This window comes from Actinoplanes ianthinogenes, assembly GCF_018324205.1.
GTDB classification, from domain to species: domain Bacteria; phylum Actinomycetota; class Actinomycetes; order Mycobacteriales; family Micromonosporaceae; genus Actinoplanes; species Actinoplanes ianthinogenes.
Window position 1 is genome coordinate 1260521 of record NZ_AP023356.1, and the last position, 13076, is coordinate 1273596.

General features: G+C 71.6%; 11 protein-coding genes. 4 read left to right on the forward strand and 7 right to left on the reverse strand.

Annotation, left to right across the window (positions count from 1 at the left end):
• Positions 1-20: 20 nt before the first annotated feature.
• Positions 21-1031, reverse strand: coding sequence for a LacI family DNA-binding transcriptional regulator (locus Aiant_RS05750; RefSeq protein WP_189335897.1), 1011 nt, complete (start codon positions 1029-1031; stop codon positions 21-23).
• A gap of 207 nt (positions 1032-1238) precedes the next feature.
• On the opposite strand from Aiant_RS05750, the gene Aiant_RS05755 reads away from it, so the two are divergent.
• The 3 genes from Aiant_RS05755 to Aiant_RS05765 are packed head-to-tail and all read left to right on the forward strand — an operon-like array spanning position 1239 to position 4261.
• Positions 1239-2240, forward strand: a complete 1002-nt coding sequence (locus Aiant_RS05755; protein WP_229831315.1) for a helix-turn-helix domain-containing protein — start codon at positions 1239-1241, stop codon at positions 2238-2240.
• Entirely contained in the window at positions 2218-3210 is a 993-nt protein-coding gene (gene gap, locus Aiant_RS05760) for a type I glyceraldehyde-3-phosphate dehydrogenase (RefSeq protein ID WP_189335895.1), read from the forward strand. Before Aiant_RS05755 ends, gap begins: the two co-directional genes overlap by 23 nt.
• A 34-nt stretch (positions 3211-3244) precedes the next feature.
• Positions 3245-4261 (forward strand): LacI family DNA-binding transcriptional regulator, encoded by a 1017-nt coding sequence (locus Aiant_RS05765; RefSeq protein WP_189335894.1) that lies wholly within the window; start codon positions 3245-3247, stop codon positions 4259-4261.
• 57 nt (positions 4262-4318) lie between these two features.
• Here the strand turns inward: Aiant_RS05765 and Aiant_RS05770 are convergent, their stop codons facing one another.
• The 4 genes from Aiant_RS05770 to Aiant_RS05785 all read right to left on the reverse strand — a co-directional run bounded on the left by Aiant_RS05770 (position 4319) and on the right by Aiant_RS05785 (position 10282).
• Complete coding sequence (locus Aiant_RS05770; RefSeq protein ID WP_189335893.1) at positions 4319-4762, reverse strand: hypothetical protein; 444 nt, start codon at positions 4760-4762, stop codon at positions 4319-4321.
• A 343-nt stretch (positions 4763-5105) separates the two neighbouring features.
• Positions 5106-7361 carry an MFS transporter gene (locus tag Aiant_RS05775; protein ID WP_189335892.1) on the reverse strand — a complete coding sequence of 752 codons (2256 nt, stop codon included), beginning with the start codon at positions 7359-7361 and terminating at the stop codon, positions 5106-5108.
• Positions 7358-7741, reverse strand: coding sequence for a hypothetical protein (locus tag Aiant_RS05780; protein WP_189335891.1), 384 nt, complete (start codon positions 7739-7741; stop codon positions 7358-7360). Before Aiant_RS05780 ends, Aiant_RS05775 begins: the two co-directional genes overlap by 4 nt.
• A gap of 1359 nt (positions 7742-9100) precedes the next feature.
• The gene (locus Aiant_RS05785) at positions 9101-10282 is read right to left on the reverse strand and encodes a hypothetical protein (protein WP_189335890.1); all 1182 of its coding nucleotides are present in this window, start codon (positions 10280-10282) and stop codon (positions 9101-9103) included.
• A 352-nt stretch (positions 10283-10634) separates the two neighbouring features.
• On the opposite strand from Aiant_RS05785, the gene Aiant_RS05790 reads away from it, so the two are divergent.
• Positions 10635-11351 carry a DUF1963 domain-containing protein gene (locus Aiant_RS05790; RefSeq protein ID WP_189335889.1) on the forward strand — a complete coding sequence of 239 codons (717 nt, stop codon included), beginning with the start codon at positions 10635-10637 and terminating at the stop codon, positions 11349-11351.
• Between the two features lie 23 nt (positions 11352-11374).
• Here the strand turns inward: Aiant_RS05790 and Aiant_RS05795 are convergent, their stop codons facing one another.
• Together Aiant_RS05795 and Aiant_RS05800 are read right to left on the reverse strand one after the other, a co-directional pair.
• Entirely contained in the window at positions 11375-11659 is a 285-nt protein-coding gene (locus Aiant_RS05795; RefSeq protein WP_212846967.1) for a hypothetical protein, read from the reverse strand.
• Between the two features lie 121 nt (positions 11660-11780).
• Positions 11781-13061 carry a pectate lyase family protein gene (locus tag Aiant_RS05800; RefSeq protein WP_189335887.1) on the reverse strand — a complete coding sequence of 427 codons (1281 nt, stop codon included), beginning with the start codon at positions 13059-13061 and terminating at the stop codon, positions 11781-11783.
• Between the last annotated feature and the right edge of the window lie 15 nt (positions 13062-13076).

Genomic DNA, 13076 nt, shown 5'->3' on the forward strand with positions numbered 1-13076 from the left:
ACGCCCGGCCCGCGCGCCCGTCAGGCGGAGCCGCGCAGGATCAGCCGGGTCGGCAGCACGGTCTCGTGCTCGGTCGGCTCGTCCCCGTCCAGTTTCGCCAGCAGCAGCCGGACCATCTCCTGGCCCATCTGCTCCACCGGCTGGAACACGCTGGTCAGCGGCGGATCGGTGTGCCGGGCGATGACCGAGTCGTCGAAACCGACCACGGCCACGTCCTCCGGCACCCGGCGGCCCGAGCGGCGCAGCACCCGCAGCGCCCCGGCCGCCATCATGTCCGATGCCGCGAACACCGCGTCCAGCTGCGGATAGTTGGCGAGCAGCCACTCCATCGCCATGGCGCCGCTGATCTCGCCGAAGTCGCCGGCCGCCGCCGGGCCCTCCCCGACGACGTCGCGGTAACCCTGGTAACGGGCCACACCGGGCGCCGTGTCCATCGGGCCGGTGATCGTCGCGATGAACCGCCGCCCCTGCTCCTGGAGATAGGCCACAGCGGCGCGGGCGCCCCCGCGGTTGTCCGCGTCGACGAAGCTGACCGGGGCCGGGTGCGCCGGGCGACCGGCCCGGACGGTCGGCACGCCACGCTCCTCGAGCAACGCCGGGAGCGGGTCGTCGCCGTGCACCGAGAGCAGCAGCGCGCCGTCCACGTGCTGGCGGGTCAGGTAACCCTCCAGCTGGCGGCGCTCCTCCGGGGCCTGGGCGATCATCAGGACCATCTGGAGATTGCGGGCGACCAGCACGGACGACACCGACTGGACGATCCGGCCGAAGAACGGCTCGGCGAAGAACCGCTCGCCGGACTCGAAAACCACGAGCGCTATCGAATCGGTTCGCTGCGTGACGAGAGCACGCGCGGCCCGGTTCGGCACATAGCCCAGCTCGTCGATCGCGTCCTGCACCGCTTTGCGGGCTTTCGGACTGACCTGCGCCGACCCGTTCACCACGCGGGAGACCGTCCCCCGGCCGACACCGGCCCGGGACGCGACCTCCTCCAAGGTCGGCCGCCCGGCCGAGCGGTTGCTGTGATCCCTCATCGCCAGCCGTCCTTTCCACGAAACCGGCTGGAGACAAGGTACAACCGCAACACCGCCGGGCCGATGATTCTAGTGGTCGACTTTCGGACCACGGGAGCGCTCTCGGTTTCGCGTGGCGGAATCCTTGCGGTCGCGGTCGCGACCGCCACTTCCCGGTACGCGTGCCCGCCCGGCACAGTGGTGGGCATGCGGGGACACACAGTGGCAATGCTTCTCCTTCCGCGATCCGCTCCCCTGGACGTCGGCATCCCGGCTCAGGTCTTCGCGCCCCGGCACGGGCTGAACTACCGCGCGATCCCGTGCGCCGTGGAACCCGGTCTCCAGCCCGGCCGCGACGGCCTCAGCTTCCACGTCGAGGCCGGCCTGGAGGCAGTGGCCACGGCGGACACCGTGATCGTGCCCGGCTTCACCGATCCGACCGGCCCGGTCGACTTCCGGGTGCTCGAGGCGCTGCGTGAGGCGGCGTTCCGGGGCGCCCGGATCGTCTCGATCTGCACGGGCGCGTTCGCGCTGGCCGCGGCGGGGCTGCTGGACGGTCGGCGGGCGACGACGCACTGGTTGCAGGCCGCCACGCTGGCCCGGATGTACCCGAAGGTGACCGTCGACGGCCGGGTGCTCTTCGTCGACGAGGGGCAGATCCTCACCTCGGCCGGGGTTGCCGCCGGGATCGACGTCTGCCTGCACCTGGTCCGGCGTGACCACGGCGTGCAGGCGTCCAACGCGATCGCCCGGATCCTGGTGGCCGCGCCGTACCGCAGCGGCGGCCAGTCGCAGTACGTGCCGCGCAGCATTCCGGAGCCGCTCAGCGACGTCTTCGCGGCGACCCGGGAGTGGGCCCTCGCGCATCTGGAGGAGCCGCTCACCGTCGCCTCGATGGCCCGGCACGCCGGGGTGTCGGCGCGCACCTTCGGCCGCCGGTTCGTGGAGGACACCGGGTACACGCCGATGCAGTGGGTCCTGCGGGCGCGCGTGGATCTGGCCCGGGAGCTGCTGGAACGTACCGATCTCGGAATCGACCAGATCGCCGCGCGGGTCGGGGTCGGCACCGGGGCCAACCTGCGCATGCACTTCCAGCGCATCCTCGCCACCTCGCCCAGCGAGTACCGGAAGACCTTTGGCGGAAATCTTTCGCAGGCTGACTCGCCGCCCCCTGCTCTGCGCTCGGTGGGCTCGGCAGGCTGGGGACATGACAACACGAGTGGCGATTAACGGATTCGGACGCATCGGCCGCAACGTCCTGCGGGCGGCCGTCGGCAGCGACGTCGAGATCGTCGCGATCAACGACCTCACCGGCCCCGGCACCCTGGCCCACCTGCTTCGCTACGACAGCTCGCTGGGCCGGTTCGACGGCACGGTCGAGGCGCACGAGGATCACCTGATCGTGAACGGGCGGCGGATCGAGGTGACCGCCATCCGGACGCCGGCCGACCTGCCGTGGAAGGACCTCGGCGTGGACGTGGCGCTGGAGTCGACCGGCCGCTTCACCGCCGCCGGCGACGCCCGCGCGCACCTCGCCGCCGGCGCCCGCAAGGTGCTGGTCGGCGCGCCGTCCAAGGGCGCCGACCTGACCATCGCGTACGGCCTCAACCACGGCGACTACGACCCGGCCGCGCACGACGTCGTCTCGAACGCGTCCTGCACCACCAACGGGCTGGCCCCGATCGCCTCGGTCCTGGACGACCTGGCCACCATCGAGACCGGCTCGATGACCACCGTCCACGCGTACACCCAGGAGCAGAACCTCCAGGACGGCCCGCACCGCGACCTGCGCCGCGCCCGCGCCGCCGCGCTGAACATCGCGCCCACCACGACCGGCGCCGCCACCGCGATCGGCCTGGTCCTGCCCCGGCTGGCGGGCCGGCTCACCGGTTACTCGGTGCGCGTCCCGGTCCCGGTCGGCTCCCTGGTCGAGCTGAACGCCGTGGTCGAACGCCCGGTCACCGCCGAGGAGATCAACAGCGCGTTCGAGGCGGCCGCGGCCGGACCGCTGCGCGGCATCCTGGAGTTCTCGGCGGACCCGCTGGTCTCCACCGACATCACCGGGAACCCGGCGTCGTCGATCTTCGACTCGCTGCTCACCGCGGCGAACGGGCGCCTGGTCAAGGTCGTCGCGTGGTACGACAACGAGTGGGGCTTCGCCAACCGCGTGGTCGACACGCTCACCCTGCTCGGCCGCTGACGCGCCGGGCGCGACCTTTCTCTATGCTGTGCGGATGGCGGTCACCCTGGCAGATGTCGCCCGGCTGGCCGGGGTCTCCCCCGCCACCGTCTCCCGCGTGATCAACGACAGCGCCAAGAAGGTCGCGCCCGAGCTGCGCGAGCGGGTCCTGGCCGCGGTCGCCGAGCTGCACTACGTGCCGAACGCGCATGCGCAGAACGTCGCCCGCCCGCGCAAGTCCGCGGTCGGCGTGATCGTGCACGACGTGTCCGACCCCTACTTCGCCGAGATCACCCGCGGGCTGCAACGGCAGGCCGGGGCGCACGACCGGCTCCTGGTGATCTGCAACAGCTACCGGGAGCCGGAGCGTGAGCTGGCCTATGTGGCGCTGCTCCGGGCCCAGCAGGTGCACGCGCTGATCCTGGCCGGCTCGGGCTATCACGACGACGAGTTCACCGCCCGGCTGAACGGGGAGCTGAACGCGTACCAGCAGGGCGGCGGCCGGGTCGCGGTGATCGGGCGGCACGAGCTGGTCGGCAGCGCGGTGCTCCCGGCCAACGAGGCCGGGGCCCACCAGCTGGCCTGCCGGGTGCTCGGCCTCGGGCACCGGCGGGTCGGCGTGATCGCCGGCCCGCGCGCGCTGACCACCACCACCGACCGGCTCTCCGGCGTCCGCCGGGCCGCCGCCGAGCTGGGCGTGCCGCTCCCGCCGGAGCAGATCGTCTATGCCGACTTCACCCGCGACGGCGGTGCGGCCGCGGCCGCCGAGCTGCTCGACGCCGCCCCCGGGCTGACCGCCGTCCTGGCGCTGAACGACTCGATGGCCGTGGGCACGCTGGCCACCCTGCGGGAGCGTGGCATCGCGGTGCCGGAGCAGATCTCGGTGACCGGGTTCGACGACATGCCGATCGCCCGGGACGTGACCCCGTCGCTGACCACGGTGCGGCTGCCGCTGGTCGACATGGGCGAGCGGGCGATGGCCCTGGCGCTGGGCGACGACCCGGGGCCGGTCTCCGAGCCGGCCCTCGCCGAGATCGTCTGGCGCTCCAGCTGCGCCGCTCCCGCCCGCTAGCCATTCGGCCGTCCTCGCCGAGCCGCCCGGTAAGCGTTTCGCCGGGGGCCGGTCCGGTCAGTCCAGCAGCCAGTTGGCCAGGGCCGCACCATAGGGCGTCGCGCCGAGCAGGAGCAGCGCGAGCCAGATCGCGGTGAGCACGGCGAGCCGGGCCGTGGTGCGCCGATCGCCGGCGCGAACCGTGTGCACCAGCGTCGCCAGGCCGAAGATGAGCATCGCGATCCCGAGCGGGTAGAGGAACCAGGCGATCAGCCGGCACACCCCGAGCACCCAGACCAGCGGATTCCACAGCGAATCCGGCCCGATGCTCATCGACGCCTTGGGATCGTCGAGCCGCTCCAGCCCCGGATGCAGGATCGCTCCGAGATCGTCCGCGTGCACGGCCGCGAGGATCACCATCCCGAAACTGCCGATAAGGTACGCCACCAGGAACGCGAGCTGCACCCACACGACAGCCCGCCCCGGCCTGGAAACCCGCGGCGCCCGATCGACCTCAGTCATCCCGGCAATCTACCCGCCGTCACGCCACCCCGGCAGCCGCCACCGGCGCCACCAGCGCCGCACCGGCCCACCCGGGTTCGACGGCCGGTCGCGTGCCGGCCAGGCGCGAGCCGGACAGCCGCGAGCCGGACAGCCGCGAGCCGGACGGACGCGAGCCGGGCAGGCGCGAGCCGGGCAGGCGCGGGCCGTGGCCGGCGTGGTCGCCGGGCAGAAGTGAGTTGCCGGGCGGGCGCTGGCCGCGGGGCGGCGCGACTTGCGGGGGCTCGGCGGGCAGGATGCTGTGGGCGTACCGGAAACGCCGAAGCGGTCCTGGATGTCCAGGACCGCTTCGGTGGAGCGAACCTCAGGCCGGGGTGCTCTCCGCGGCCTGGTCCTCGATGATCGACTTGATCCGGTCGGCGCGGGTCTGGCTCTTGACGCCGGTCACCGCGGTCACCCGGTACCGGGTCAGCTTCCCGGTGGTGCGCAGGTGCTCGTGCAGCTGCGGGCCGAACTGCTCGACGATCTCCTCGTCGCTCGGGCCGCGGCCACCCTGCGGGCGGGGCAGCAGGTGCTGCCACGGCTGGTCGCCGCCGGTCGGCTGGCCACCGAGCGCGGACAGGTAGTCGCTGACGAACTCGCGGATCGTCTCGTCGTCGAGCCGCGGCACGCTGGGGGCGAGCATCATCGCCAGTTCGCGCGGGTCGGTGACGTCGCTGCCCTCCATCTCCTCGATCAGCGCGGCCCGCAGATCCTCGATCGCCGCCATCCAGGCCGGCGAGCCGACCGGCGCGGTGACCGGGTCCGGCAGCAGGTCACGCCAGGGGTAGGCGGCGTCGCCGGGCTCGCCGTTCATCTCGCGGACGTAGTCGTTGACGAACGAGCGGACGACGCCCTCGCCCAGGTCCGGGACGCGCGGGGCGAGGGTGCGGACCAGTTCGGCGACCCGGGTGTAGGTCATCTCGGACAGGTTGTCGGCGGTGATCTCGGCGGCGACCGAGCGGGCCAGGCGCTCGACGGCGAGCCGCCACCACGGGGAGCCGACGATGTTGACGGCGCGCTGGGCCCCGGTCGGGGTGGCCGCCCAGGAAGGAAGGTTGCCGCCGCCGTTGCTGCCGTTGCCGGCGCCGCCGTTCGCGCCACCGCCGTTGCCGCCGATGCCGGTGCTGCCACCGCTCGTGCCGCCGCCGTTCTTGGCGATGCCGTTCGTGGCGGTGCCGTTCGTCGTGGTGCCGTTGGCGTGCGGGACAGGTGTCGTGGCGAGGAACGGGCGCGGAGCCGCGGCGGCCGGGATCGAGCCGAGCACCGCGGGCACCGCGCCGGGCACGGTCACCTCATCGGAGCGGCGAGGCGACGGAACCGGACCGCTCGCCAGCCCTTCCGGCTGATCGAAACCGGTCGTCGGGGCCGGCATGCCGAGCATCTCCTCCGGTGTCACCGCGGCGGCCAGCCGCTCCCCGAGCGTCGCCGTCTCCGCGGTCGAGTTCACCAGCGCGGCGAGCTGCGCCACGGTCGGCCGGACCGGCACTTCGTCGGCGGCCTGAGCCGGCGGCACGAACTGCACCGGCGGCGCACTGCGCAACGCCGCGGTCACCGACTCCTCGGCACCGGCGACGGCGGCGGCACCGACACCGGCACCCGCGGCAGCAGCCCCGGGAACCGTGGCAGCAGCGCCGGGAACCGTGGCAGCAGCGCCGGGAACGGCAGCAGCGGCGCCGGGAGCGGCGGCCACGGCCGGAACGCCGGCGGCGACGGCGCCGGGAACAGCGGAAGCCGCATCAGCACCGAGCGGGACGGCGATCACCGGGGTCACCGGGCGCGCGTCCGCCGGGATCAGCAGGTCCATCACCCGCTGGATCCGCGCCAGCTGCCCGATCACCTCGTCCACCACCGGCTCACCGGCGGTCCGGGCATCCTTGAGCAGCCGGTTGCGCCACCACGACTTCGGCCACCGCGCCGAGCTGACCCGGTGGTGGTTGACCACCATCCGGCGCACCTGCCGCTCGGAGGCCATCCGGGCCAGATCCGGGTCGTCGTCCGGGATCAGCCAGCCCCAGCGCTCGGCGAGCCGCCGCGGGCTGTAGGCGAACCGGCCACGCCGGACCCGCTGCCCGGCCGCGGTCAGCGCCGCCCACCACATCAGGAAGATCACGCAGGGCACCGCGAGCCGCAGCAGCTTCTCGGTGCCGGTGACCGCGTTGCTGGCCACGATGATGCCGGAGACGGCCGCGATCAGCGCCGCGATCCACAGCATCGGGCCGGGGTGACCGGGCGTCTCGATCTTGCCGTCCGGGCCGTAGACAGTGGTGTTCCGGTACTGCTCGGCGGCGAGCGAGGTGGCCGTCAGGAAGCAGATCTCGAAGACCGCGAAGACCAGGATCGCGAACACCTTGGGCAGGTGCAGCTGCTCGGTGGCGATCACCCACATGCCCTCGGCGTTGAGCAGCAGCGCCAGGTTCATGCTGAAGGAGAGCGCGATCGGGCGCAGCGGCTTGCCGGAGCGCTTCGCCCAGATCGCGAAGCCGATCAGCAGGAGGACGCCGATCGCACCAGCGATCAGCGAGACCAGGGCCGCGTAGTCCTGCCACAGGTTGGCGAGCTGATCGTTGAACTGCTTCATGCGGGGAGACCCTTCATCGGAGCCGCAAGGTACGCGTCGAGTGCGGCCGCGATCAGCGCGGACCGGTTGCCGGCGGTGTGCCGGTCGGCCAGCCCGTCGATCACGGCGAGGTTCTCCTGGTTCGGCCGGATCGACACCTGCACCTGGTCCTCCCGGTGCTGGCGCCGGCCGGAACGCTGTGCCACGAACAGGCCGCCCTCGGGCATGGGGGCGCCGGTGAGCTCGGCCAGGCGGGGGTGCGTGTCGTTCAGCGCGTCGAACACGATCTGGGTGTGTGACCGCCCGGTCGCCGCGGCGTGCGCCCGGAGCCGGGACCGCAGGCTGACCGCGAGATAGACCACCACACTGCTCCCGGTGATCGTGTGTGCGCTGCCTGGCACGGCGGACCCTCCTCGTCGTCGGGGCATTCTTACTGGCGCGGATTTCTACCACGTAACCGCCCCGCCCGCGAAAAGGCGCGCTCTCACGAGTGCTATCCGATAGCTACCGGCAAGCGGTCGGCCGCTTGCTGCCCATCAACCTGATCCTTCCGTACGCCCGAAGCCCCTCCCCACCGCACACCACCACTCAGCCGCCCAGCCCAGCCCAGCGCCCACCCACCCTTGGGGGCAGGCCCCCGCTGCCAGTGTGGCGAAGATCGTGCCTCCTCGCAGACGACCTGTGGACGACCCGCCAGTGTGGACAACGCCAACCCCACCAACCCCGGCTGGTCGTGGTGGCCCTATCCGACCCCGCGATACGGCCACCTGCACCAGCTCGACCACTCCGGCTGGCCGTGGTGGCCCCATCCGCCAGCGCGATAGGGCCACCACGGCCAGCCGAAGCCGCCGACCCGGCCCTGCGGTCACCACTGACTGGCGACAGCCAACGGGCCTACGGCCCCTTTGACTGGCCGGAGTCGACGGGCTGGTCCCCACGGCCCCTTCCCAAGCCGCGGCAGGGCCACCACGACCAGCCGCACCCGTCGAGCTGGCACCTACGGCCCTTGACCTGGCCGACATAGGGCCACCACGACCAGCCCCACCCGTCGAGCTGGCACCTACAGCCCTTGACCTGGCCGAAATAGGGCCACCACGACCAGCCCCACCCGTCGAGCTGGCACCTACAGCCCTTGACCTGGCCGAAATAGGGCCACCACGACCAGCCCCACCCGTCGAGCTGGCACCTACAGCCCTTAACTTGGCCGGGATAGGGCCACCACGACCAGCCCCACCCGTCGAGCTGGCACCTACAGCCCTTGACCTGGCCGAAATAGGGCCACCACGACCAGCCCCACCCGTCGAGCTGGCACCTACGGCCCTTGACCTGGCCGAGATAGGGCCACCAAGACCAGCCGCACCCGTCGAGCTGGCGCCTATGGCCCTTGACTTGGCCGAGATAGGGCCACCACGGCCAGCCGGGCGGTTGGCGGTCCGGGTAGGCGCCTTGCCCGAACGAGGGCACTACCGGCGTACCCGAATAATCGGACCCGGGGCAGGGAGCACCGAGCGGATCATGACCGGATGCGGGCCGGCTTGAGTTGGTGCCGGGCGAACCAGGGGCGGCGGCCGGGTCAGCGAGAAGACGCTGCGTGGCCTGGGACGCAAACCCCGGCCCCCAGCAGACCGCCACTGACAGCAGACCGCATCAACAGCAGACCGCATCACCAGCAGACCGCATCACCAGCAGACCGCATCAACAGCAGACCGTGGCGGCATGCAAAAGGGGCCCCGGAGGGCCCCTTCCGCTTCAGTACGTCGTCACTTGTTCAGCGAGCAGGTGGAGAGCCCCTCAGCGTTCAGGTTCGGCTTGGCGGCGGCGCGCCCGATCGCGGTCTCCATCCGGTTGATCGTCGCGAACCGCTTGTCCTCCAGCGGGCCGAGGATCGCGTTCTGGATGAAGTTCTTTCCACCCTGGCCGACGGTGTTGGCCAGCCGCTTGTTCGCCTCCTGGATCTGGGTCTGGAGCAGCGCCAGGTTCCGATCGATCTCGGCCTGCGCCGACGCCGGGATCGCCACGTTGATCTTCACGTCCGGGCAATTCACGGTCGGTGCGTTCGCGGCCGCCTCGGCCGGGTCCTGCGCCTGCACCGAGGTCTGCTCCGGCGCCGCGTTGCCGCCGCCGTTCGCGTTCAGCGAGCAGGGCGCCAGGCCCTCGGCGTTCAGGTCCGGCTTGGCGGCGGCCCGCCCGATCGCGGTCTCCATCCGGTTGATCGTCGCGAACCGCTTGTCCTCCAGCGGGCCGAGGATCGCGTTCTGGATGAAGTTCTTTCCACCCTGGCCGACGGTGTCGACGAGTCGCTTGTTCGCTTCCTGAATCTGCGTGTTCAACAGCGCGAGATTGCGCTCGATCTCGGCCTTGGCCGAAGCCGGAACGGCCGGGAGTTTGTCACCGACAGTCGGGCAGTTCACCGTCGGAACACCGGTCGCCGCGCCGTTTCCGTTCGACCCCGCGGTCGCGGTCGCCGCGGCAACCGCGGTCGGTTCCGGCGCCGCATTACCGCCGCCGTTCGCGTTCAGCGCACACGTGGCGAGCGCGTCGACCGGCAGATTCGGCTTGGCCGCGACCCGCCCGATGGAAATGGCGATCCGGTCGATCGTCGAGGCCCGCTTGTCCTTCAGCGGCCCGAGGATCGCGTTCTGGATGAAGTTCTTTCCGCCCTGTCCGACGGTGCTGGCGAGGCGCTTGTTCGCCTCCTGGATCTGGGTGTTCAGCAGCGCCAGGTTCCGCTCGACCTCGGCCTTGGCCTTGGCCGGGATCGCCGGCAGCTGTGGTGCGACCTGCGGACAGTTCACCGTGGGCACGGCGTCCGAGGTGGCCGCGTTCGCCACACCCAGGCCAACACCGACCAGGGCAACCGCGACGCCCGCGATGCCGGCAACCCGCCAGCGCCGGACGTTGGACTCCCCCGCGTTGCTCCGGTAGCTCCGGTACCGCTTCATGTGTGTTGCCCTCCTGCTCGGACCGTGTTTCTCAACTCGTCCTTACGGGAACGCTCCCACCGCGGATCGAACTAAAGGAAAACTTAAGGAACGGACCGCTGCTTTCTTAAGGTCCCACTTATCTCACTCACGGGTGACCAGCGGCCTTAAGTTTCTTTCCAGAAAAACCCTTCTTCCCTACGCACAACGACCTCGACAACCGCAAGCAATCGTCCCGTGACTACACGCGATCATCGCTTCACTCCGGGCCGCCCGGCGACCGCCGGGCTGAATCCGTGGTATCGGTCCGCGCTGCCCGCCCCATTCCGGGTGGCCCGTTTTTTCCGGTGATCGTGTGTCAGACTCGGCCACCATGAATCTGCCTCCCGAGGTCCGAGCGCTCACCCGAACCCGTCTCGACGCGGATTCCGCCGACTGGCTCCTCGGCCAGGCCCGCCCCTCGATCGCCTACGAGGTGGCCGACGAGGGCTGGAGCGCGATCGGCGGCGACCCCGCGGTCGCCGCCTTCGCCTGGCCGTCGTATCAGGGCGAGCCGATGCTGATGCTGGCCCAGATCGACTGCGCCGAGTCGGCCGGCCTGCTCGGCCCCGACTGGCCGTTCCCGGACACCGGCCGCCTGCTCTTCTTCCACGACGACGACTTCCGAGCCCCGTGGGGCGGCGCGGAGGGCGACGACGGCTGCCACGTCCTGCACGTCGCGACCGACCCGGTCGCCCCGCTCCCCCCGGCCCGCCGCACCATCCCGGTCCTGCCCCTCGACCCGGCACCCCAGGCCACCCTCCCCGGCTGGGAGGACGGCCTCGACCTGACCGCCAACATCAGCGATCCCCGCGCCCTGATCCACCTCCAGGAGGAGATCCGCCCCCTCCTCCCCGTCCCGAGCCACCGCCTGCTCGGCCACCACGACAAGCTGGCCACCCCGGTCGACGGCCACCGCCCGCTGCTCCAGATAGCCGCCGAGGAGGGCACCGCCTGGGGCGAGGTGGTAGCCGTCACCTTCTGGATCACCGAGGCAGACCTCAAGGCCGGCGTCCTCACCAACGTCCGCCGCACCTACGAGGTCGCCTGACCCCCTGGCGGGAAGGCCGCGATTCAGGGCGTGCGCCTGCCGGTGCGGTGGATGAGGGCGCCGAGGGTCAGCGCGGCGGCGGCCAGCGGAAGCGGCAGGAGCCATTCCAGGGCGCCGGTGCCCCGGTCGGGTTCGAGAGTGGTGAACTCTTCGATCCAGGTGGGGAGCAGGGCGGCCACGAACATCAGGGTGGCGCTGACCACGGCGAGGATCAGTCGGAGACGGGCTCGGCGGGCCTGCGGGGGCACGGGAGTGCCGATCCCCGCGCGGCGCGGCGTCCTGCTCCGCCTGTGCGCTGCACGGCTCATAGGGGAACGGTCCGCGCGGCTCCGGAGGCTTGTCAATGCGGTGCCGCGGATATGACGGGACAACCACCCGCCCGTGCCGGGTGGACCGGCACGGGCGGGACGGAGGCGTACCGAAAGGGTGTTACTTGAGAACGAGGCGGCCCGCGCCGGACTGTGCGGTGACCACCGCCGGCACCCGCGCGGCCGGGGTGAGCGGGCCGGGCCGCAGCGTGGGCGTCCACCCCGCGTCGGTGGCCAGGTCCGGGTCGTGCGTGGCGTTGTACTCGGCCAGCAGGTTCACCTCGGTGATCGGGCCGGTGCCGACCCGGGTGAGGGTGCCCTTCTCGGTCATCCCGGGGCCGCCCCAGTTGTAGACCGCGGCGTCGAGCGGGATGTCGGCGCTGCGCAGGAAGAAGTTGTTCTCCGCGTAGATCGCCGAGTAGACGCCGACGCCCCAGGAGTACTGGTAGGTGTCCTCGTCGGTGGCGTAGTAGTAGTTGTCGTAGACGTCCACCTGTCCGAATCGGACACGGGGGACGCGCTGCCCGGTGTTGGCGAACCTGTTGTGGTGGATCGTGACGCGCAGCTTGCCGACGTCCGCGCCGACCGTGTTGGTGGAACCGATCAGCATCGTCTTGTCGTGTTCCTGGAAGACGTTGTAGGAGATCGTCACCAGGTCGGAGGCCCGGATCACGTCGAGCGCGCCGTCGTGCACCTGGTACGGCCGGCCGTAATACAGCGGCTGGTCCGCGTCGACGTTGTTGCCGTCGCTGAACGTGTTGTGGTCCGCCCAGACGTGGGTGGAACCGGTCAGCGTGATCAGGTCGTAGGCCGAGTTCCAGTTGCCGGCCGAGCCGTCGGTCGGATCCCAGGCCGGGAAGCAGTCGGCGGCGTCCTCCAGCCGCAGATTGCGGATGATCACGTTGTCGCTTCCGGCGACCAGCAGGTTGAGCCCGACCAGCCGGGCGTTGGCCAGGCCGAAGATGGTCGTGTTGGAGGGCACCTTGAGCTGGACGTCGGCGGCCTGGGTCTTCGCGGATCGGACCCGGGCGTCCTCGAGGGGACCGGCCGGTTTGGTGGTCACGCCCTGGTACGCGGCCAGGAACGCGTCGAGCGAATACCCCGGGTCGGCGTAGGAGGCGCAGTCGCCGTCGGGCCGGAGGGTGCCGGCGACCAGGATGATCCGGGGTGCGGTGCCGGCGACGGCCAGCGCGGTGGCGAGTTCGTCACGGGTCCGGACGACGGACACGTGGTCGTCGGTGGCGGCGGAGCCACCGGTGGTCCCGTTGGCCCAGCCGTCGTCGACGGGGAGGACCTCACGGGCGGCGGCGGGGACGGTGCCGGTCGCGGCGGATGCGGGGACGGTGGCGACGCCGGCCAGGAGGAGGCCGAACGTCACCACGAGAGCGGTTCTTCGGGGCATGGGTCACTCCAAAAG

Coding starts and splice junctions, on each gene's coding strand:
- Aiant_RS05765 (WP_189335894.1), top strand. CDS start 3,245: ATGGCGGTCACCCTGGCAGATGTCGCCCGGCTGGCCGGGGTCTCCCCC.
- Aiant_RS05750 (WP_189335897.1), bottom strand. CDS start 1,031: ATGAGGGATCACAGCAACCGCTCGGCCGGGCGGCCGACCTTGGAGGAG.
- Aiant_RS05795 (WP_212846967.1), bottom strand. CDS start 11,659: ATGAGCCGTGCAGCGCACAGGCGGAGCAGGACGCCGCGCCGCGCGGGG.
- Aiant_RS05775 (WP_189335892.1), bottom strand. CDS start 7,361: ATGAAGCAGTTCAACGATCAGCTCGCCAACCTGTGGCAGGACTACGCG.
- Aiant_RS05790 (WP_189335889.1), top strand. CDS start 10,635: ATGAATCTGCCTCCCGAGGTCCGAGCGCTCACCCGAACCCGTCTCGAC.
- Aiant_RS05800 (WP_189335887.1), bottom strand. CDS start 13,061: ATGCCCCGAAGAACCGCTCTCGTGGTGACGTTCGGCCTCCTCCTGGCC.
- Aiant_RS05785 (WP_189335890.1), bottom strand. CDS start 10,282: ATGAAGCGGTACCGGAGCTACCGGAGCAACGCGGGGGAGTCCAACGTC.
- Aiant_RS05770 (WP_189335893.1), bottom strand. CDS start 4,762: ATGACTGAGGTCGATCGGGCGCCGCGGGTTTCCAGGCCGGGGCGGGCT.
- gap (WP_189335895.1), top strand. CDS start 2,218: ATGACAACACGAGTGGCGATTAACGGATTCGGACGCATCGGCCGCAAC.
- Aiant_RS05755 (WP_229831315.1), top strand. CDS start 1,239: ATGCTTCTCCTTCCGCGATCCGCTCCCCTGGACGTCGGCATCCCGGCT.